Annotated in this window: 16 protein-coding genes, 1 pseudogene and 1 riboswitch; of the genes and pseudogenes, 11 read left to right on the top strand and 6 right to left on the bottom strand. The window is 74.8% G+C overall.

Translation table 11 applies throughout. The features are described 5' to 3' along the window. Positions 1-158: 158 nt before the first annotated feature. Complete coding sequence (locus ACF1AK_RS32460; RefSeq protein ID WP_391502404.1) at positions 159-1,523, bottom strand: aminotransferase class I/II-fold pyridoxal phosphate-dependent enzyme; 1,365 nt, start codon at positions 1,521-1,523, stop codon at positions 159-161. 34 nt (positions 1,524-1,557) lie between these two features. On the opposite strand from ACF1AK_RS32460, the gene ACF1AK_RS32455 reads away from it, so the two are divergent. The 6 genes from ACF1AK_RS32455 to ACF1AK_RS32430 all read left to right on the top strand — a co-directional run bounded on the left by ACF1AK_RS32455 (position 1,558) and on the right by ACF1AK_RS32430 (position 7,272). Then, positions 1,558-2,241, top strand: a complete 684-nt coding sequence (locus ACF1AK_RS32455) for a pyridoxamine 5'-phosphate oxidase family protein (protein WP_391502403.1) — start codon at positions 1,558-1,560, stop codon at positions 2,239-2,241. A gap of 12 nt (positions 2,242-2,253) precedes the next feature. Then, positions 2,254-2,907: an FMN-binding negative transcriptional regulator gene (locus ACF1AK_RS32450; RefSeq protein ID WP_391502402.1), complete on the top strand. Its 654-nt coding sequence runs from the start codon at positions 2,254-2,256 to the stop codon at positions 2,905-2,907. 119 nt (positions 2,908-3,026) lie between these two features. Then, positions 3,027-4,439 (top strand): sugar porter family MFS transporter, encoded by a 1,413-nt coding sequence (locus tag ACF1AK_RS32445; protein ID WP_391502401.1) that lies wholly within the window; start codon positions 3,027-3,029, stop codon positions 4,437-4,439. A gap of 78 nt (positions 4,440-4,517) precedes the next feature. Next, complete coding sequence (locus tag ACF1AK_RS32440) at positions 4,518-5,219, top strand: dienelactone hydrolase family protein (protein WP_391502400.1); 702 nt, start codon at positions 4,518-4,520, stop codon at positions 5,217-5,219. A gap of 104 nt (positions 5,220-5,323) precedes the next feature. Then, positions 5,324-6,631: an MFS transporter gene (locus tag ACF1AK_RS32435; protein WP_391502399.1), complete on the top strand. Its 1,308-nt coding sequence runs from the start codon at positions 5,324-5,326 to the stop codon at positions 6,629-6,631. Between the two features lie 110 nt (positions 6,632-6,741). Next, complete coding sequence (locus tag ACF1AK_RS32430; protein WP_391502398.1) at positions 6,742-7,272, top strand: HAD domain-containing protein; 531 nt, start codon at positions 6,742-6,744, stop codon at positions 7,270-7,272. Here ACF1AK_RS32430 and ACF1AK_RS32425 read toward each other — a convergent pair. Both ACF1AK_RS32425 and ACF1AK_RS32420 read right to left on the bottom strand, forming a co-directional pair. Further along, positions 7,250-8,038: a CPBP family intramembrane glutamic endopeptidase gene (locus ACF1AK_RS32425; RefSeq protein WP_391502397.1), complete on the bottom strand. Its 789-nt coding sequence runs from the start codon at positions 8,036-8,038 to the stop codon at positions 7,250-7,252. The genes ACF1AK_RS32430 and ACF1AK_RS32425 overlap by 23 nt on opposite strands. Before the next feature lie 130 nt (positions 8,039-8,168). Further along, positions 8,169-9,674, bottom strand: coding sequence for a glutamate--cysteine ligase (locus ACF1AK_RS32420; protein WP_391502396.1), 1,506 nt, complete (start codon positions 9,672-9,674; stop codon positions 8,169-8,171). Between the two features lie 364 nt (positions 9,675-10,038). Between ACF1AK_RS32420 and ACF1AK_RS32415 the strand changes: the two genes are divergently transcribed. Then, a complete protein-coding gene (locus tag ACF1AK_RS32415; RefSeq protein ID WP_391502395.1) occupies positions 10,039-10,653 on the top strand; it encodes a hypothetical protein in 615 nt (204 codons plus the stop codon). Positions 10,654-10,994: 341 nt separating this feature from the next. Next, on the top strand, positions 10,995-11,186 hold the full coding sequence (locus tag ACF1AK_RS32410) for a DUF5999 family protein (protein WP_266273201.1): 192 nt from the start codon (positions 10,995-10,997) through the stop codon (positions 11,184-11,186). Between the two features lie 95 nt (positions 11,187-11,281). Here the strand turns inward: ACF1AK_RS32410 and gcvP are convergent, their stop codons facing one another. Continuing rightward, complete coding sequence (gene gcvP, locus ACF1AK_RS32405; protein ID WP_391502394.1) at positions 11,282-14,182, bottom strand: aminomethyl-transferring glycine dehydrogenase; 2,901 nt, start codon at positions 14,180-14,182, stop codon at positions 11,282-11,284. A 237-nt stretch (positions 14,183-14,419) separates the two neighbouring features. Next, positions 14,420-14,523: riboswitch (glycine riboswitch) on the bottom strand. A 190-nt stretch (positions 14,524-14,713) separates the two neighbouring features. Here gcvP and ACF1AK_RS32400 point away from each other — a divergent pair. The 3 genes and pseudogenes from ACF1AK_RS32400 to ACF1AK_RS32390 all read left to right on the top strand — a co-directional run. Then, positions 14,714-15,115: pseudogene (locus tag ACF1AK_RS32400) on the top strand (PRC-barrel domain-containing protein); the annotation flags it as partial. A 207-nt stretch (positions 15,116-15,322) separates the two neighbouring features. Continuing rightward, a complete protein-coding gene (locus ACF1AK_RS32395; RefSeq protein ID WP_391502460.1) occupies positions 15,323-16,012 on the top strand; it encodes a DUF2382 domain-containing protein in 690 nt (229 codons plus the stop codon). 140 nt (positions 16,013-16,152) lie between these two features. Further along, positions 16,153-17,643 carry an MFS transporter gene (locus ACF1AK_RS32390; protein ID WP_391502393.1) on the top strand — a complete coding sequence of 497 codons (1,491 nt, stop codon included), beginning with the start codon at positions 16,153-16,155 and terminating at the stop codon, positions 17,641-17,643. A 156-nt stretch (positions 17,644-17,799) separates the two neighbouring features. On the opposite strand, the gene ACF1AK_RS32385 is transcribed toward ACF1AK_RS32390, so the two are convergent. Both ACF1AK_RS32385 and ACF1AK_RS32380 read right to left on the bottom strand, forming a co-directional pair. After that, a complete protein-coding gene (locus ACF1AK_RS32385) occupies positions 17,800-19,245 on the bottom strand; it encodes a DNA polymerase IV (RefSeq protein WP_391502392.1) in 1,446 nt (481 codons plus the stop codon). A gap of 52 nt (positions 19,246-19,297) precedes the next feature. Further along, entirely contained in the window at positions 19,298-20,002 is a 705-nt protein-coding gene (locus ACF1AK_RS32380; protein WP_391502459.1) for a vancomycin high temperature exclusion protein, read from the bottom strand. Between the last annotated feature and the right edge of the window lie 152 nt (positions 20,003-20,154).

Genomic DNA, 20,154 nt, shown 5'->3' with positions numbered 1-20,154 from the left:
GGCCCCCCCCCCCGCCGCGGGGGCCGCGGGGCGCCCCGGCCCCGGGCGCGCCGCGGCGGGGGCCCCCGCCCCCCCGGGCGCGGCGGGGGGGCCGGGCGGCCGTCGGCGGCGCCCCCTCGGACCGGCCGCGGTGCCCCCTCGGACCGGCCGCGGCGCCGTCAGACCGGCCGGGACGCCGCGTCCCGCGTCCCCGGCCCGGCGGTCCCCTCCGCCCCGCCGAGCACCGCCGCCAGGTCCCCCGCCAGCCGCCGGGCGTCCGCCGGGCCGAGCCGGGCGACGGTGATCCGCAGCCCGGGCGGCGACTGCAGCCGGAAGCGCGCGCCGGGCGCCACCACCCAGCCCCGCTGGACCAGCGCGGCGAGCGCGACGGCCTCGTCCGCCACCGGAACCCAGACGTTCAGCCCGCTCGCGCCGTGCGCCGCGATCCCCCGCCCGGCCAGCGCACCGATCAGCGCCTCCCGGCGCTCCCGGTAGGCGCCGGCCACCCGGCCGGCCGGCGCCGCGTCGGTGCGCCACAGCTCGGCCACCGTGTGCTGGAGCAGGTGGCTGACCCAGCCCGTCCCCAGCCGCTGGCGCCCGAGCACCCGGCCGACGGTGTCCGCGTCCCCGACCGCCACCGAGAGCCGCAGGTCCGGCCCGTACGCCTTGGCCGCCGAGCGCACCACCGCCCAGTGCTCCGGGCCCGCCCCGGCCAGCGGGTGGTAGGGCAGGTCGACGATGCCGTGGCCGTGGTCGTCCTCGATCAGCAGCACGTCCGGGTGGCCGGCCAGCACCGCGCGCAGCTCCGCGGCCCGCCCGGCGGTGAGTGCGGCTCCGGTCGGGTTCTGCGCCCGGCTGGTGACGATCACCGCCCGCGCGCCGGCCTCCAGCGCCTCGGCGAGCGCCCCCGGCAGGGGGCCCGCGTCGTCGAGCCGGACCGGCACGGTGCGCAGGCCGAGGGCCGGCAGCAGGTCGAGCAGGCTGCCCCAGCCCGGGTCCTCGACGGCGACGGCGTCGCCCGGGCGCAGCCGGGTGGCCAGGATCCGTTCGATGGTGTCCAGCGAGCCGGAGGCGACGGCGACCGGCCCGGACGGCAGGCCGTCCGCGGCGAAGCCCGCGCCGGCCAGGGCGAGCAGGCCGGGGTCGGCGGCCGGGTCGCCGTAGCGGACCGGGGCGCGGCGGGCGGCCTCGGCGGCGGCGGCCAGGGCCGCGGTGAGATCGGGCAGCAGCGCCGGGTCGGGGTTGCCGTCGGAGAGGTCGCGGGCGTGCGGCGGGACGGGCAGGCGGATCTGGTCGCGCGGGGTGTGGGCGGGGCGCGGGCGGATCCGGCTGCCCCGGCGGCCGGCGGTCTCGATCACCCCGCGGTCGCGGAGCAGCCGGTAGGCGGCGGCCACCGTGTTGGGGTTGACGCCGAGGTCGGCGGCGAGGTCGCGCAGCGGCGGCAGCGGGGTTCCGGGGGCGAGCCGGCCGTCACTGACGCCCCGCTCGACCTCGGCCGCGATCTCGCTGGCACGCCGACCGGTGATCCGATAGTCTCCTAGCACAAAAGAGATTATGCACTAGTACATAGAGGTTGTCATGCCGACCACGCCGGACAGCGAGACGTCCTACCCCCGCACCCCGCGCACCACCCCCACCCGCTACAAGGACCGCGCCACCTGGGAGCGCGAGGCGATCCACGCGATCCTGGACGCCACCTACCTCTGCCACCTCGGCTTCGTCGCCGACGGGGCGCCGGTCGTGCTGCCCACCATCCACGCCCGGGTCGGCGACCGCCTCTACGTGCACGGCTCCACCGGCAGCCGCCCGCTGCGCGGCGCCCGGGGCGAGCAGGGCCTGCCGGTCTGCGTCACCGTCACCCTGGTGGACGCCCTGGTGCTGACCAAGTCGGCCTTCAACCACTCGGTCAACTTCCGCTCGGTGGTCGCCCACGGCACCGCGCACCAGGTCACCGACCCCGAGGAGCTGACGGTCGCGCTGGACGCGCTGGTCGACCAGGTCGTCCCGGGCCGCTCCGCCGAGGTCCGCCCGGCCAACGCCAAGGAGCTCGCCGCCACCGCGGTGATCCGCCTCGACCTCGACGAGGTCTCCGCCAAGACCCGGGCCGACCTCGCCGACGACGAGCCCGAGGACCTCGCCCTGCCGTACTGGGCCGGCGTCGTCCCGGTCACCACCGGCTACGGCGCCCCCGAGCCGGACGCCTCCACCACCGTGCCGCTGCCCGCCAACCTCGCCGCCCTCACCGCCCCGCGCACCGTCTGACCGGAGACTCCGATGCTGATCCGATCCTGGGACCGGGGCGACGAGGACGAATGGCGCGCCTGGCTCGCCGAGGGCCGCGACTTCGGACTGCTCGCCGCCAACGGCGGGCCCGGCCGCGGCCCGGTCCTGGTGCCCACCCACTTCCTGCTGGACGCCGGCCGCGGCGAGATCCTGGTCCACCTGGCCGCCCCCAACCCGCTGCTCGCGGCCGTCCGGGCGGACCCGGAGGTCACCCTCGCGGTCACCGACGACTACGCCTTCGCGCCCGGCCACTGGCGCGGCGAGCCCGGCACCCCGACCAGCCTCTACGCCTCGGTGCAGTTCCACGCCACCGCCGCGCTGGTCGAGGACGCGGCCGGCAAGGCGGAGATCCTCAACCGGCAGCTGGCCCACTTCCAGCCGGAGAGCCCGCAGCTGCGGGTCGCACCCGGCGAGGGCGAGTTCGGCCGGCTGCTCCCCGGCCTGACCGGGCTGCGGCTGACGGTCCGCGAGGTGCGGGCCAAGTTCAAGTACGACGACAAGAAGCCGGCCGCCGAGCAGTACGCGCTGGCCGAACGGCTCGCCGCGCGCGCCCGCCCGCTGGACGCCGGCGCCCGCACCCAGCTGCTGCGCCGCAACGCCCGCCGGACCGCCCGCGCCGTGCCGGACGACCCCACGCCGAGCTGACGCCCCGTCACCCGTTCGGCCCAGCCACCGCGACGCGGGGCCGCCCGCGCTGATCGAATGTGAGACGAACCCTGCCCGCCCGGCCGTGCGGGCGGGACCGTCGACCTCGGGGAGCGCGCGTGTCCAGGACCCACAGCCATCCGGCTTCCGGCGAGGCGCACCTCGGGCACGTGGTGTTCATCTCGGCGGCCGCCGCGATGGGCGGCTTCCTGTTCGGCTACGACAGCGCGGTGATCAACGGCGCGGTGACCGGCATCCAGAAGCACTTCCAGGTGGGCAACGGCACCACGGCGTTCGTGGTGGCCATCGCCCTGCTCGGCTCGGCCGCCGGAGCGGTCGTGGCCGGACGGCTCGCCGACCACCTGGGCCGGGTGCGCACCATGCTGCTGGCCGCGTCCCTCTTCGCGGTCAGCGGCCTCGGCTCGATGTTCCCGCCGAACATCGAGCTGCTGGCCACCTGGCGGGTGGTCGGCGGCGTGGCGATCGGCATCGCCTCGGTGATCGCCCCAACCTACATCGCCGAGGTCGCCCCGACCGCCTACCGGGGCCGGCTGGCCTCCTTCCAGCAGATGGCGATCGTGCTCGGCATCACCGTCTCCCAGCTCGCCAACTGGGCGCTCAACCAGGCCGCCGGCGGCGCGTCCACCGGCCACCTGGCCGGCGTCCAGGCCTGGCAGTGGATGCTCGGCGTGGAGGCGATCCCGGCGCTGGTCTACGGTCTGATGGCGCTGGCCATCCCGGAGTCCCCGCGCTACCTGATCGCCGACCACCGGGAGGCGCAGGCGCGCCGGGTGCTGCGGGAGGTCGAGGGCGAGGACGTCGACCTCGACGCGCGGGTGGCCGAGATCCGCGCGGTGCTGGAGTCCACCCGCAAGCCCCGTCCCAAGGACCTGCTCGGCGGCCGGTTCGGCCTGCTGCCGATCGTCTGGGTCGGCATCGGCGCCTCGGTGTTCCAGCAGTTCGTCGGCATCAACGTGATCTTCTACTACTCCTCCTTCCTGTGGCAGTCGGTCGGCATCAACGAGTCCAACTCGCTGCTGATCAGCCTCTCCACCTCGATCATCAACGTGATCGGCACGGTGATCGCGATGGCCCTGGTCGACCGGATCGGCCGCAAGCCGCTGGCACTGGCCGGCTCGGCCGGCATGGCCGCCGCGCTGGGCACCGCCGCCTGGGCCTTCTCCTACCGGGAGGGCACCGGCGACGCCGCGACCCTGGACAACACCCACGCCGCGGTCGCGCTGGTCGCCGCGCACGTCTTCGTGCTCTGCTTCGCCTTCTCCTGGGGCGTGGTGGTCTGGGTGCTGCTCGGCGAGATGTTCCCCAACCGGATCCGCGCGCTCGCCCTGTCCGTGGCCGCCTCCGCCCAGTGGATCGCCAACTGGGCGATCACGGTCAGCTTCCCCGACCTCGCCGACTGGAACCTGTCGGCGACCTACGTCATCTACGCGGCCTTCGCGCTGCTCTCCATCCCCTTCGTGGCCTTCTGCATCAAGGAGACCAAGGGCCGCGCCCTGGAGGAGATGGGCTGACCCACCGGCCCCGCCGTTCCACGCCCCCGGCCACCGACCCGCCGCCGCGCCCGGCGGCCCGTCCCCCGAGAGGAAGCCATGCCTGACCAGGGCGGCTCCCGGCAGAACGTCACCTTCCCGAGCAACGGCCGCGAGGCCCACGGCTACCTGGCCCGCCCGCCGCTGGGCGTCGGCCCCGGCCTGGTGGTGATCCAGGAGTGGTGGGGCCTGACCCCGTACCTGGCCGGCGTGGCGGACCGGTTCGCCGCCGAGGGCTTCACCGTCCTCGCGCCGGACCTCTTCGGCGGCGCGACCACCCACGACAGCGCCGAGGCCGCCCGGCTCAAGCGGGAACTCCCGGTCGAGCGGGCGGTGCGGGACCTCCGCGGCGCGGTCGACCTGCTGCTCGGCCTGGACGGCGTGGTCGGCGACGCGGTCGGGGTGGTCGGCTTCTGCATGGGCGGCGGCTTCGCCCTGCTGCTGGCCACCGCCGAGGGCGACCGGGTGGCCGCGGTGGTCCCGTTCTACGGCCTGCCGCCCGACCCGGACTTCGAGTACCGGGGCCTGACCGCCCATGTGCTCGGCCATTACGGTGAGCACGACCGGGCGATCCCGATGGCCGCCGTCGACGAGGCCGCGATCCGGATCGGCGAGGCCACCGACGTCCGCCCGGAGATCCACTTCTACCCGGCCGGGCACGCCTTCATGAACGAGGAGAACCTGCTCGGCACCTACGACCCGCTGCAGGCCGAGATCGCCTGGCGGCGCACCCTGACCTTCCTCCGGGGCCACCTCGGCTGACGCCCGGGGGCCGCCGCGGCCGGCCCCCGGGAGCGCCCGTCGGCCCCCGTCCGGCGCCCGGAAATCGGATGGACACGGACCACCCGCCCCGGCATAGTCACGGGGTGCAGAGCCGACCCTCCCGCCCCGACCGCCTCGCCTGGGCGAGCCGCAACTTCCGGATCCAGACCGCCGCCACCGTGGTCAGCGGCCTCGGCAACGCCGGCGCCCCCATCGCCACCGCCTTCGCCATCCTGGACGGCGGCGGCTCCACGGCCGACGTCGGCTACGTCACCGCCGCCCGGCTGCTGCCGACCGTCCTGCTGCTGGTGGTCGGCGGCGCCCTCGCCGACCGGCTGCCGCGCCACCACGTCATGGTCGCCGCCAATGTGTTCAGCGCCGTCTCCCAGGGCGCCCTCGCCGCGCTGGTGCTGGCCGGCGAGCCGGCGCTGTGGCAGCTGATGCTGCTGTCGGCCGGCGCCGGGGCGGGCTACGCGTTCTACTCCCCCGCCGCCGGCGGCATGATCATGGAGAGCGTCGCCCCCGAGCACGCCGCCCGTGCCTTCTCGGTGTACCGGATGGGCTTCAACGGCTCGCAGATCGGCGGCGCCGCGCTCGGCGGCGCGCTGACCGCCGGGGTCGGCGCCGGCTGGGTGCTCGCCCTGGACGCGGTCTGCTTCCTGGCCGCCGCCGCGCTGCGCTTCCTGCTGGAGCCGCAGGCCCCGGCGACCCCGGCCGGCGGCGGCGGGCTGCTCCGCGACCTGCGCGAGGGCTGGCAGGAGTTCTCCTCCCGCCGCTGGCTCTGGGTGGTCGTCCTCCAGTTCTCGGTGCTGGTCGCCTGCGTCGGCGCGGTGGAGGCGGTGTACGGCCCGGCCTTCGCCAAGGAACGGCTCGGCGGCGCCCGGGACTGGGGCCTGGCGATGGCGGCCTACGGCGTCGGCCTGGTCGCCACCGGCGTGCTGATGACCCGCTGGCAGCCGCGGCGGATCCTGCTGGTCGGCAACTGGGGCGTCTTCCTGTTCGGCGTGCCCGCGCTCGCCCTGGCGGCGTCCGCCCCGCTGCCGGTGCTCTGCGCGGCGATGTTCCTCTCCGGCGTCGGCGTCACCGTCTTCGGCGTCAACTGGATGATCGCGCTGCAGCAGGAGATTCCCCCCGAGGCGTTCTCCCGGATCACCGCCTACGACGAGCTCGGCTCGCTGTCGCTGGCGCCGCTCGGCACCGCGCTGGCCGGCCCGGTCGCCGACCGGCTCGGCCTGTCCGGCGCGCTCTGGGCCTGCGCGGTGATCTCCCTGGTGCTGAGCGCGGCCGTGCTGCTGGAGCCGGAGGTCCGCCGCCTCTCCCGGCGCCCGGCCACCCCCGGCGCCCCGGACGCCCCGGACGCCCCGGTCGCCCCGGTCGCCGACGCGCTCCCGGCCCCCGCCACCACCGGCTGAACCGCCCGGCGCACCCCGTGCGCCCCCGGTGTGCGCCCTCCGGCCGGCAACCACCGGGGGGCGCGGCACGTCCGTCCAGGTGACGACGGATGAGACCCGAGGGACCCCCGATGCCCAAGCCGCTGCTGTTCCTGGACGTCGACGGCGTGCTCAACCCGGTCTGCCCCGCACCCGAGGCCGGCTTCGACGCCCACACCCTGTTCGGCTACACCGTGCTGCTCTCCGCCCGGCACGGCGCCTGGCTGCGCGAACTGGCCGGCACCTACGAACTGGTCTGGGCGACGACGTGGGAGGAACACGCCAACACCCACATCTCCCCGGCGATCGGCCTGCCCGAGCTGCCGTTCGTCCGCTTCACCGGCTACGTCCCGCAGTCCGGCGACCCGCGCGTGCCGCTGATGGAGCTGCTCTCCGCCCGCAAGTGGGCGCCGCTGCTGCGGTACGCCGCCGGCCGCCCGTTCGCCTGGGTGGACGACGTCATCCCGCCCCGGCTGGTCCGCACCTCGTTCTGGCGCCGCGACCGCCTGCTGCTGGCCGTCGACCCCGGCCAGGGCCTCGAACGCCACCACGTGGACCGGCTGCTGGCCCGCCCGCCGCGCCCCGGGGCGGTGTACCCGGTCAGCCGGTGGGCAGCCAGCTGACGTGCCCGGCGAGCAGCGCGTACCCGACGAACGCCACCGTGTCGATCAGCGCATGCGCCACCACCAGCGGCATCACCCGCCCCCACCGCCGGTACAGCAGGCAGAACACCACGCCCATCACGATGTTGCCGACCAGCCCGCCGATGCCCTGGTACAGGTGGTACGAGCCGCGCAGCAGCGAGCTCGCCGCCAGCGCCGCCGGCCACGACCAGCCCAGCTGCCCGAGCCGGCGCAGCAGGTAGCCGAGGACGACGACCTCCTCCAGGATCGCGTTCTGCCAGGCCGACAGCAGCAGCACCGGGATCCGCCACCAGACGTCCGGCAGCCCGGACGGCGCGACCGTCAGGTTGTAGCCGGCCGCCTGCGAGGCCAGGTAGAGCGCCAGCCCCGAGCCGCCGATCGCCGCCGCGACGGCCGCGCCCCGGCCGAGGTCGCCCAGCTTGCGCCCGAGGTCGAAGCCCAGCACCCGCAGCGTGGTGCCCTCGCGCACCAGCAGGTAGCCGACCAGCACGACCGGCATCAGCCCGCGGCCGATGTAGTAGAGCTGCCAGACCAGGTCCAGCCAGGGCCGGCCGGGGGCGCGCGAGCCGTTCAGGGTGGCGACCTGCTGGCCCAGCTTCAGCGTCTCGGTGAGCGAGCCGGTGAAGCTGATCAGCGCGCTGATGCCGCTCGCCCCGAGCGAGAGGCCGAGGACGGTCAGCAGCTCCACGCCGAGCAGACGGCGGGTCGGCTTCGCGGTCTCCGGTACGGTCGGAACGGTCGTCACGGGGGTGCTCCAGCACGGGCGGCGGCGGACGGGCGGCGCTCCGGGCGCCGGCGGACGGCCGTCGGCGGACCGGAGCGATCATCCTTCCACAGCGCGCCCGGCCGCCCGGGGGCCCGGGAGCCGGGGAGTCCTACCCCACCGGCCAGGTGTGCACCGGCTCGCCGCCGCGCATGTGCTCCATGTACCGCCGGGTCATCGCCGCCAGCGCGGCCGGCCGCTCCATCCCGTACTGCTCGCGCAGCCGGTGGAAGGTCGCGCTCTGCCAGGAGGCGCCGTTGACCCGGCGCAGGCAGCGCTGCTCGATGATCCCGAGGTAGCGGTCCCGGTCGGCCGGCTCCACGCCCCAGGCGTCCAGGCCCTGGTAGGCCATCGGCAGCAGCTCGTTGAGCACCAGGTCGACGGCGGACACGGTGGTCAGCCCGCCGCCGCGACCGGCCCGGCCCTGCTTCGGCCACTGGAACACCGCGTCCACGCCGTACCGGGCGGCCTGCTGGAAGTTCTCGTCGGCCCGCTCGAACGGCAGCCTGGTCCAGATCGGCCGGGACTGCTCGGCCAGCACCCGCACCACGCCGTAGTAGAACGCCGCGTTGGCGAGCGTGTCGGCCACCGTCGGCCCGGCCGGCAGCGCCCGGTTCTCCACCCGCAGGTGCGGCACCCCGCCGCTGACGTCGTACACCGGCCGGTTCCAGCGGTAGATGGTGCCGTTGTGCAGCCGCATCTCGGCCAGCCGGGGCACGCCGCCGGAGGCCAGCACCTTGGCCGGGTCCTCGTCGTCGCAGATCGGCAGCAGCGCGGGGAAGTACCGCAGGTTCTCCTCGAACAGGTCGTAGGCCGAGTCCACCCAGCGCTCGCCGAACCAGGTGATCGGGCGCACGCCCTGCGCCTTGAGCTCCGCCGAACGAGTGTCGCAGGCCTGCTGGAAGAGCACCGGGCGGGTCTCGCGCCACAGCTCCCGCCCGAACAGGAACGGCGAGTTGGCGCCGAGCGCGAGCTGCGGCCCGCAGATCGCCTGGGCGGCGTTCCACACCGAGGAGAAACGCTGCGGCGTCACCTGGAGGTGCAGTTGCAGCGAGGTCGCGGCGGCCTCGGCGACCATCGTGACCGACTCCAGCTGGAGGTGCTCGACCCCCTCGATGTCCAGCGTGATGTCCTCGCCCCGGGCGGCCAGGATCTGGTCGCTGAGCAGGCTGTACCGCTGGTTGTGGGACATCGCGTCGAGCCCGGTGTGGTCGAGCTCCAGGGTCGGCAGGATGCCCACCATGACGATCCGCGCGCCCGCCTCGGCGGCCCGCCGGTCGGCGTAGCGCAGCCCGGTGTCGATCTCCTCGCGCAGTTCCTCGAAGACGTGCCCGAAGAGCCGGTGCGGCGCGATGTTGACCTCGATGTTGAAGCGCCCCAGCTCGGTCTGGAAGTCGGCGGAGCCGATCGCGGTGAGCACCTGGGCGTTGTTCAGCAGCGGCAGACCCTGTTCGTCGGCCAGGTTGAGCTCGATCTCCACCCCCAGGACCCCCTTGGGGCGGTCGAACCGCTCCTCCCGCAGCATCCGGCCGAGCGCGTCGAGGCAGGACTGGAGCTTCCGCCGGTACATCTGCCGGTCCGAAAGGTCCGCCCGGGTCGCCACGACCTTCTCGCCCATGGTCTCCTCCTCCTGAGCCGGCCGGCCCCCGGCCGTGCAAGCATCATGCCCACCCCGAAGATCGATACCCGAATGCTTCGATTGGCTTGCATTGCAAGGAAACTGATGCCGTTTCAGCTCAACTACCGACTTGCCCGGTGCCACCGCCTGTGATAAACAGGTCACCCTGTGCACCTGTTCGAGTAGTATTCGCACTGCGCCACGGCCCGGCCCGCCATCGCCCGCGAGAACCGGCGACAACGGCCGCGCCGGCACCGCGATCCTGCCCAACCGGACAAGGCCCAGGTCCCGTCACCGCCGACGCACCAGCCATGCCGGTATGCCGCACTCGCACGCCGATCTCGCACGGAGAGGCGACCTTGCCATGACTCTGCAGACCCCCCAGCCCCCGCCCAGTGCCCTGCGCGCGGTCCTCGCCGCGCTCGACTCGGAGACCGCGCTGCGCCAACCCGCCGCCGCCGCGCTGCGTCACCCGACCGGGCCGCTCCTCCCCGCGCACCCGCTCGCCGTCCACGTCCTGGAGGGGCCGCGGGCCGATCTCGCCGCCGCCCGCCGGACGGGGTGGCGGTTCCTCATCAAGGACGGTACCGAGGTGGCCGCCGCCGCCGAGGTGGTGCAGGGGGCGGAGGGCCACACCTTCTCCCACTTCACCGCCGGGCCGTACCTCGACTCCACGCTCCGGGCACTGCGCGAGGCCTGGCAGCTCACCCAGTCCACCCGGACCCGCTGCCAGCCGCGGCTGCTGACCTTTCCCGGCCAGTACGCGACGGCCCTGTGGCTGCACAGCCCGGACGGCGGCGCGGACCTGCTGATCCCGCTGGCGCCGGCCCCGATGGGCGTGACCGCGCACCGCGCCCACCCCGCCGCCGAGGTGCTGCCGCTGCTGGCCCGCACACCCGTCGCCCGGCCCCAGGCCGCCCCCCGGCCGCTGCTGCTGGGCACGACGGACGGCGCCCGGCTCCCGTCCGGGGCGCTCTGAGGTCCCGGCCGCCGGCCGGTCCGCCACCCGGTCGGGCCATCCGGCATGGCCCGACCGGGCCGTGCGCCGGATGGCCCGTCCGGCATTGCCCACGACACCCGACCACCTGAACGGGTGATCTCTGCCCGGGGGTTGTGGCGCATGTCACGAAATCGCTGCGCGCGCGTCCGCAGATGCCGACACTGGGAACCAGCGTGGAAGGACCTCCTGTCCTACCCACTTGAGCGCTGGTCCACACCTGGCCCGGCGCCGGACAGAATCCGACCACCGCGGCGGCGGCCGCCGGCCACCGGCGCCACCGCACCACGGGGAGGATCGCAGAGCGAAGCGAGGGTACGTGTATGTGCCAGCACCGTCCTGAGTGCCCGTCGGCCGAGTCCGAGGACCGCGAGGCCGCCGTCCCGGTGGCCTGTCACCCGGAGCAGGGCTGGAGCCTGCTCTGCAACGGCGTCCTGCTGTTCGAGGACACCGGGGAGCTGCTGCCCGACGGCCGGGTGATCGCCCCGCGGCGCCCGGCCGCGAGCGCGGTCTGAGCCGCCGGGCGGCCACGGGGGAACGAGCGCAACGGGCAGGGCCCCGGCGGAGTGATCCGCCGGGGCCCTGCCGCATGCCGTGCGCCGCGTACCGGTCAGACGCCGTACTCGTCCAGCGGCGGGCAGGAGCAGACGAGGTTGCGGTCGCCGTACGCGCCGTCGATCCGGCTGACCGGGGGCCAGTACTTGTCCGCCGGGTTCACGCCGGCCGGGAAGACCGCCTCCTGCCGCGTGTAGCCGTGCGCCCAGTCGCCGGCCAGCGTGGCGGCGGTGTGCGGGGCGTTGCGCAGCGGGTTGTCGTCGGCCGCCCAGGTGCCCGAACCGACCTTGTCGATCTCGGCCCGGATCTCGATCATCGCGTCGCAGAACCGGTCGATCTCGTGCAGGTCCTCGGACTCGGTCGGCTCGATCATCAGGGTGCCGGCCACCGGGAAGGACATCGTCGGCGCGTGGAAGCCGTAGTCGATCAGGCGCTTGGCGATGTCGTCCACCGTCACGCCGGTCTCCTTGGTGAGCGGGCGCAGGTCGATGATGCACTCATGCGCCACCAGGCCGCCGGGGCCGGTGTAGAGCACCGGGAAGTGCGGGGCCAGCCGCTTGGCGATGTAGTTGGCGTTCAGCACCGCGACCTGGGTCGCGCGCTTGAGGCCCTCGCCGCCCATCAGCCGCACGTACGACCAGGAGATCGGCAGGATGCCCGCCGAGCCCCACGGGGCGGCCGAGATCGGGCCGACGCCGGTGGCCGGTCCGGCCTCCTCCTGGAGCGGGTGGTTCGGCAGGTACGGCGCGAGGTGCGCGCGCACCGCCACCGGGCCGACGCCCGGGCCGCCGCCGCCGTGCGGGATGCAGAAGGTCTTGTGCAGGTTCAGGTGCGAGACGTCCGCGCCGAACTTGCCCGGCTTGGCGAGGCCGACCAGCGCGTTGAGGTTGGCGCCGTCGACGTACACCTGGCCGCCGGCCTCGTGCACCAGGCCGCAGATCTCGGTGATCTGGGTCTCGTACACGCCGTGGGTGGACGGGTAGGTGACCATCAGCACGGCGAGGCTGTCGCGGTGCTGCTCGATCTTGGCCTTGAGGTCCTCGACGTCGACGTCGCCGTCGACCAGGGTCTTGACCACGACCACCCGCATGCCGGCCATCACCGCGGAGGCGGCGTTGGTGCCGTGCGCCGAGGACGGGATCAGGCAGACGTCGCGCTGGGTGTCGCCGTTGGCGTGGTGGTAGGCGCGCACGGCCAGCAGGCCGGCCAGCTCGCCCTGGGAACCGGCGTTCGGCTGGATGGAGACCGCGTCGTAGCCGGTCACCTCGACCAGCTGCCGCTCCAGCCCGCGGATCAGGGTGAGGAAGCCCTCGGCCTGGTCGACCGGCGCGAAGGGGTGCAGCTGGCCGAACTCCGGCCAGGTCACCGACTCCATCTCGGTGGTCGCGTTGAGCTTCATGGTGCAGGAGCCCAGCGGGATCATGCCGCGGTCCAGCGCGTAGTCCCGGTCCGACAGGCGGCGCAGGTAGCGCAGCATGGCGGTCTCCGAGCGGTGGCTGTGGAAGACCGGGTGGGTCAGGTACTCGTCCTCGCGCAGCAGCGCGGCGGGCAGCGCCTCGGCGTCCTCCGCCACCTCGACGCCCTCGACGCCGAACGCGGCCCAGACGCCCGCCAGGTGCTCGCGGGTGGTGGTCTCGTCGGTGGAGACCGAGATGCGGTCCGCGCCGTCCTGGAAGACGTTGATGCCCTGGGCGCGGGCGGCGGCGGCGATCTCCGCGGCGCGGCCGGGGACGACCGCGGTGACGGTGTCGAAGAACGCGCCGTGCAGCAGCTCCACGCCACCGGCCCGCAGGCCCTCGGCGAGGGCGGCGGCGTAGCGGTGGGTGCGGCGGGCGATGGCGGCCAGGCCGTCCGGGCCGTGGTAGACCGCGTACATCGAGGCCATCACGGCGAGCAGCACCTGGGCGGTGCAGATGTTGCTGGTGGCCTTCTCGCGGCGGATGTGCTGCTCGCGGGTCTGCAGGGCCAGGCGGTAGGCGCGGTTGCCGTCGGCGTCGACGGAGACGCCGACCAGGCGGCCGGGCAGCGAGCGGGCGTACTCGGCGCGCACCGCGAGGTAGCCGGCGTGCGGGCCGCCGAAGCCCATCGGCACGCCGAAGCGCTGCGAGGTGCCGCAGGCGATGTCGGCGCCGAGCTCACCGGGGGACTTCAGCAGGGTGAGGGCCAGCAGGTCGGCGGCGACGGCGACGATCGCGCCCAGGCCGTGGGCCTGCTCGATCACCGGGGCGAGGTCGCGGACCACACCGGTGGCACCGGGGTACTGGAGCAGCACGCCGAAGACGCCGCGCTCGGCGATCTCGGCCGGGATGCCCTCGGACAGGTCGGCGACGACGACCTCGACCCCGGTCGGCACGGCGCGGGTGTTGATCACCGCGACGGTCTGCGGCAGCGTCTCGGCGTCGACCAGGAAGACCCCGCCCTTGACCTTGGTGACGCGGCGGGCCAGCGCCATCGCCTCGGCGGCCGCGGTGCCCTCGTCCAGCAGGGAGGAGCCGGAGGTCGGCAGGCCGGTCAGGTCGGAGACCAGGGTCTGGAAGTTGAGCAGCGCCTCCAGGCGGCCCTGCGAGATCTCCGGCTGGTACGGGGTGTAGGCGGTGTACCAGGCCGGGTTCTCCATGACGTTGCGCAGGATCACCGGCGGGGTGAAGGTGCCGTAGTAACCCAGGCCGATCATCGAGGTGAGGACGGTGTTGCGGCCGGCCAGCTCACGCAGTTCGGCGAGGACCTCGGCCTCGCTGCGCCCGGCGGGCAGGTCGAGCGCGGTGATCGAGCGGATCGCCTCGGGGACGGCGGCGGTGGCCAGCTCGTCCAGCGAGCCGTAGCCGACCTGGGCCAGCATCTTCTCCTGCGCGGCGGCGTCGGGGCCGATGTGGCGGTTCTCGAAGGGGCTGGCCTGTTCGAGCTCGGTGAGGGTCGCGGGGGTGGTGGGGCGTCCCGAGTTCGGCTGGGCGTTCATGGTGGTCGAGGCCTCCTGGTCACGGACCGGCGGGGGTGCGCACGCCGGCGCCTCACCGCTGCGGACAACAGCGGGGGCCCGGTCGGACGAACCCGACAGGCCTCCCCCTCTGTCATCGGGACCTGAGAGCTTCGCCCGCGCGGAGCGCCGTGGGACGCCCCGCCGGCTTGCACCGTCGGTGAGGGTGGGGTCCGCCGGCTCCCTCGCCCGCGATCCTGCCCTGCTTTCCAGAGTGACCTATCCCGCACGGTACGGATGCCTGAGAGATTCCGGGGAGGAGTTGCTCCTTCGGCGCCCCGACCAGCGGTTTCCGCTGTCGGGGACTCTCCCGAGCGGGCTCGGCGGTCGCGCCCAGGGTACCAGCGGGAGGCACCCCGATCACGGGTGCGTCAGGCCCGACCGCGAGGACGCGGCTGACGCCCCGCGGTGACCCGGTCGGCGCAGCCCCGGGCCCGTCCGGCCGCACCCCGGTCGCGCCCGCCCGATTCATGGCTTTTGGTGTGAAGTGCCGCTGTCCTGCGGGCGTTTTCCATGACCTCACCGCACTGGAGGAAAAGAGTGCAGACCGACATCGACCCCCGGGACCTCATCGGCCACAAGGCGGTCGACCGCAACGGGGACAAGATCGGCACCATCGACGAGGTGTATCTGGACGACGCCACCGGCCGGCCCGAATGGGCCGCCGTCCGGACCGGCATCTTCGGCCGGGACGCCTTCGTCCCCCTCACGACCAGCGAGTTCTCCGGCGACGAGCTGCGGGTGCCGTACGACAAGTCCCTGGTGAAGGAGTCACCGGACTTCGGTGTGGGCCAGCACCTGTCGCCCGCCCAGGAGCTCCAGCTCTACCGCTACTACGGGCTGGACAGCCCGGCGCAGGACCGGCCGCGGGCGGGCGAGGGCCCGGCGGCGCAACCGGACGACCTCGACTTCGGCGCCACCACCGCCGGTACTGGCGCCGCCGCGGCCACCGCTGCCGCCCCCCATGGAACGCCCGCGGCGAACGGAACGCCCGCGGCCAACGGGACGGGCGCCGCCAACGGGACGGCCCCGGCCCACGGCACCAACGCCTCGCGCCCGGCCAAGCAGCTCACCTTCCACCGGGCGGCCGATCTCGACAAGCCGTCCGGACCCGCCCCGGAGGTGCCCGCGCGCCCCCTCGCCACCCCCGCACCCGTCACCCCCGCACCCGTCACCCCCGCGGCCCCGGCCGCCCCGCCCGCCGCGCCGCCCGCCGCACCGCAGCCGGCCCTCGCGCCGCCCGCCGCCGCGCAGCCGGCCGTCGAACCGCAGCCCCAGCCCCCGGCACAAGCCCAGCCCCAGCCCCAGCCGCGGTCCACGCGTCCGGAGACCGGCCCGGGCACCCCCTCCCCCGCCGGCCGGCTGGAGATCACCTGCCGCGAGGAGCGCCTGGACATCACCACCGAGTGGCACGTGATCGGCACCGCCAAGCTGCGCAAGTACGTCACCAGCGAGCAGGTGGAACGCCGGGTCCCGGTGGTCCGCGAGCGGGTCCGGGTCGAGCGGATCCCGGTCGGCGAGGCCGAACGGGCCGCGCTCGACGAGAAGGAGATCGCCGAGGCGGTGGAGGAGGTCACCCTGCGCGAGGAGCGCCCGGTGGTCCGCAAGTACCTGGCGCCGCTCGAACGCGTCCGCCTGGTGGTCGAGCGGTACACCACCGAGGAGGTGGTCCGCGAGGAACTGCGGCGCGAGCAGGTCGAGGTCCACGACGCCGTCACCACCGCCCCGGCCGCCCCCTCCTCGCCGCCGCCCGCCGCACCGCCCGCCACCCAGGCCCCGGCCCGCCCGGAGCCGGCCCGGCCGCTCGTCTGACACCCCCGCCACCGGACCCCGGCCGCCCCGGCCGGGGTCCTTCCTTTTTACCAAGGCTTAACCAATGAATATTTGACACACTGAAGTATCCCCCGGCAAAGTTACTTCAGTTCATTCACTATGTACGGGAGGAAGCAACCGTGAGTGAGGCACCACAGCCCACCACCGCGGCCGAGAAGCAGAGCAGCGCCCGGGTCCTGCCGGCCCTCATCCTGGCGATGCTGTCGTTCAGCGTGGTGCAGACCGCGGTCGTCCCGATCCTGCCCTCGCTCGCCAAGGAACTGGACGTCTCCGGCTCCAGCATCACCTGGCTGATGACCGCCAACCTGCTGTCGGCCGCCGTGCTCACCCCCCTGCTGGGCCGCTTCGGCGATCTGCGCGGCCGCAAGCCGATGCTGCTGATCTCGCTCGCCGGCCTGGTCGCGGGCTCCGCACTCGCGGTCTCCACGCACTCCTTCACCTGGCTGGTCGTCGCCCGCGTGCTGCAGGGCGCCGGCGGCGGTGTGCTGCCGCTCGCCATCAGCATCGTCCGCGACGAGCTGCCGAAGCAGAAGGTGACCGGCGGCGTCGCCGCCATCAGCGCCTCGATGGGCGTCGGCAGCGGCCTCGGCCTGGTCGCCACCGGTCTGCTGCTGGAGCACTGGAGCTACAAGTCCATCTTCTGGATGGGCCTGGTCTTCGGTCTGATCGCGGTCGCCCTGGTCGCCCTGCGGGTGCCGACCGACCCGGTCACCGACAAGGACGGCGGCGCCGACCCGCTCGGCGCGCTCACCCTCGCCGGCTGGCTCTCCGCCCTGCTGGTCGCGGTCAGCCAGGGCAACAACTGGGGCTGGACCTCCACCAGGACCCTCGGCCTGTTCGCCGTCGCCGCCGTGGTCGCCCTGATCTGGGGCGTCATCGAGGCCAAGGTCGCGCACCCGCTGGTCGACATGACGATGATGTCCCGTCCGGCCGTCGCCTTCACCAATCTGGCCGGCCTGCTGATCGGCTTCGGCATGTACGGCTCCTTCATGGTCATCAGCAACTTCGCCCAGACCCCGGAGAAGTTCGCCCACTACGGCTTCACCGCCACCGTGCTGCACGCCGGTGTGATGCTGCTGCCCTCCGCCCTCGGCTCGATGGCCGCCGCCCCGCTCGGCGCCCTGCTGATCGCCCGCCGCGGCCCGCGCCTGCCGCTGGTCCTCGGTGGAGTCCTCGGCGCCGTCGCGATGGCCTACCTGGCCCTGCGGCACAGCCACGAGGGCGACATCTACCTCTCCTCGGCGATCTTCGGCCTCGGCATCGGCCTCGCCTTCTCGGCGATGCCCGCCTACATCAACGGCGCCGTCCCGGTCGAGCAGAGCGGCATCGCCAACGGCATGAACGCCGTGCTGCGCACCGTCGGCGGCGCGATCGGCACCGCCGTCATGGCCGCCATCCTCACCGGCGACACCATGAAGCTGCCGATCCCGGTCTCGCTGCCCACCCTGGACGCCTACCGGCACGCGTTCTGGACCGCCGCCGTGGTCTGCGTCGTGGCCGGCGCCGTCCCGTTCCTCATCCGCACCGCCAAGCCGGCCGTCAGCGTGACCACCGGCACCCGGGCGGCGGATCCGGTCTCCGGCCGGGAGCCGGTGAAGACCGACGCCTGACGAGGCGTCCTCCCCCGCGCCCAGGGACAGGGCGCGGGGACCGGACCCGGGCGGCCGCCGAGGGCATCGCGGCCGCCCGAGCCCGGAACCGCACGCGGCCCCGCCCGGCTCCCCCGCCGGGCGGGGCCGCTTCGCGCCTTCGCCCCCGGCCCCGCGCTATTCCCGCTCCTCGCCCTCGCCGGCTCCTTCACCGTCGGCGTCGGCGTCGTCCGGCGCGACCGGCCACCCTTCGCGCAGCGGCAGGGGCCGGGCCGGCTCCAGCGCCGGATCCTCGACCGCGAAGGTCCGCACCCGGCCCGGCCCGCTCCACGGCGTCTCGAAGCGCACCGTCACCCGCCCCACCCCGCTGCCCTGCACCCACCCCGGCCCGTACTCCGCGTGCTGGACGTCCTGCCCGGGCAGCCAGCGCCGCACCACCGCGGTCTCCGGCTCGACCGCCTCGGGCTCCTCCTGCACCCCCGCCCCGGGCGCCGCCGCGGCGGCCTCCGCCTCCGCCTCCTCCCGGACGGCCTGCGCGAACAGATCCTCCTGGGTGTAGTCGGCCAGCTGCGCCACCCCGACGCCCAGCAGCCGCACCCCGCCGGTGATGTCCACCTGCGAGGCCAGCCGCCGGGCCGTCTCGACGATCACCGTCTCGTCGTCCGTCGGGCCCCGCAGCGTCTCGGAACGGGTCAGCGTCGAGAAGTCGAAGCGCCGGACCTTCAGCACCACCGTCCGCCCCGAGCGCCCGGCGCCGCGCAGCCGCCGCGCACAGCGCAGCGCGAGCGCCTCCACCTCGCGCAGCACCCGGTCCCGGTCCGCCAGGTCCACCTCGAAGGTGTCCTCCACCGACACCGACTTGGCGTCCTGGTCGGCCACCACCGGCCGGTCGTCCAGACCCAGCGACATCTGGTGCACCCCGGCCCCGTGCGCCTTCCCGAGCAGCTGCACCAGCTCCGCCTCGCCCGCCTCGGCGAGCTCGGCCACCGTGTTCAGCCCCGCCCGGCGCAGCACCTGCTCGGTCGCCGGGCCGACCCCGGGCAGCGCCCGCACCGGCATCGGCCCGAGCACCGCCCGCTCCTGGCCCGGCTCGATCAGCACCAGCCCGTCCGGCTTGGCCTGCTCGGAGGCGATCTTGGCCATCAGCTTGGAGCCCGCCGCCCCGACCGAGGCCGTCAGCCCGGTGCGCCGCTCGATGTCCGCCCGGAGGTCCTCCACCAGGGCCAGCACCAGCCGCTCGCCGGTCCCGTGCTCCGACTCGGTGAGCACCGGACCGTAGGGACCGGCCTCCAGGTCGACGTACGCCTCGTCCAGGCTCAGCGGCTGCACCAGCGGCGACAGCTCCCGCAGCAGCGCCATCACCAGCTCGCTCACCTGCCGGTACGCCTGGAAGCGTCCGGTCAGGAAGGCCGCGTTCGGGCAGAGCCGGCGCGCCTGCGCCATCGGCATCGCCGAGTGCACCCCGAACCGCCGCGCCTCGTAGGAGGCGGTCGCGACCACACCGCGCCCGCCCAGCCCGCCGACGATCACCGGCTTTCCGCGCAGGCTCGGTTTGGCCGCCTGCTCCACCGACGCGTAGAAGGCGTCCATGTCGAGGTGGATGATGCTCGGCAGTGACCTCACCCACCGATCATCCCGCACGGGTCTGACAACACCGCCGGGGCCGCCCCCCGCCTCAGCGCGCTTCCCGCTCCCGGCCCGCGTCCGCCAGCGCCTGTGGTATCCCCGGCTCACGCGGGCCGAGGAACAGCGGGTCCGGCCGCAGCCAGGCGTTCAGCGCCGCCTTCCCGGCCCCCGGGATCTCCCGCAACCCGCCGTACAGCCAGGTCGCGTCCCGCACCTCCGGCACCCCCACCGCGTACGACTCGATGCCCGCCGCCTCGCAGAGCGCCAGCGCCCGGCGGACGTGGAAGTCCTGGCTCACCAGCACCGCCCGGTCCACCCCGAAGATCCGGTGCGCCCGGGTGCAGGAGTCCCAGGTGTCGAACCCCGCGTAGTCGCCGACCACCCGCACCCCCGGCACCCCGTGCTCGACCAGGTACCCGCGCATCGCGTCGGTCTCGTCGTAGCCCGCCCGGCCGTTGTCCCCGGTCACCAGGATCGCCTGGACCTTCCCCGCCGCGTACAGGTCCACCGCCGCGTCCAGGCGGTGCGCCAGGTACGGCGAGGGCCTGCCGTCGAACAGGCCGGCGCCGAACACCACCGCCACCGGCGCCTGGGGCGCGGTCTCCACCGTGCCCACCCGGTCCCCCGCCGCGAGCCAGAGCCAGGCGCTCGGCGCCAGCGCCAGCGCGCAGCCGGCGGTCACCAGCTGGAACAGCCGGCGCTGCGCCGGCCGCCGGCGCAGCCGCAGGCCGAGCCGCACCGCCCGGCGCGCCACCGGACCGGTGATCCCGGAACCGAACCCCACATGCCCTCCTCGTCCCCGCTCATCGGGCACGACGACGCCGTGGGGGGGGGCCCGGGGCCCCCCCGCGCCCCCCCCCCCGGGGGCGGGGCCCCCCCGCCCCCCCCCGCGGGGGCCGGCGCGCC

The organism is Kitasatospora sp. NPDC015120 (assembly GCF_043080305.1).
In the GTDB taxonomy this organism is placed as follows: Bacteria; Actinomycetota; Actinomycetes; order Streptomycetales; family Streptomycetaceae; genus Kitasatospora.
Note: the sequence above shows the minus strand (reverse complement) of the source record. Positions and strands in the feature narration are given on the sequence as shown.

Bases quoted from the DNA above. Each gene is read 5' to 3' on its own strand.
- ACF1AK_RS32455 (WP_391502403.1), top strand. From the start codon at position 1,558: ATGCCGACCACGCCGGACAGCGAGACGTCCTACCCCCGCACCCCGCGC.
- ACF1AK_RS32450 (WP_391502402.1), top strand. From the start codon at position 2,254: ATGCTGATCCGATCCTGGGACCGGGGCGACGAGGACGAATGGCGCGCC.
- ACF1AK_RS32440 (WP_391502400.1), top strand. From the start codon at position 4,518: ATGCCTGACCAGGGCGGCTCCCGGCAGAACGTCACCTTCCCGAGCAAC.
- ACF1AK_RS32430 (WP_391502398.1), top strand. From the start codon at position 6,742: ATGCCCAAGCCGCTGCTGTTCCTGGACGTCGACGGCGTGCTCAACCCG.
- ACF1AK_RS32420 (WP_391502396.1), bottom strand. From the start codon at position 9,674: ATGGGCGAGAAGGTCGTGGCGACCCGGGCGGACCTTTCGGACCGGCAG.
- ACF1AK_RS32415 (WP_391502395.1), top strand. From the start codon at position 10,039: ATGACTCTGCAGACCCCCCAGCCCCCGCCCAGTGCCCTGCGCGCGGTC.
- ACF1AK_RS32410 (WP_266273201.1), top strand. From the start codon at position 10,995: ATGTGCCAGCACCGTCCTGAGTGCCCGTCGGCCGAGTCCGAGGACCGC.
- gcvP (WP_391502394.1), bottom strand. From the start codon at position 14,182: ATGAACGCCCAGCCGAACTCGGGACGCCCCACCACCCCCGCGACCCTC.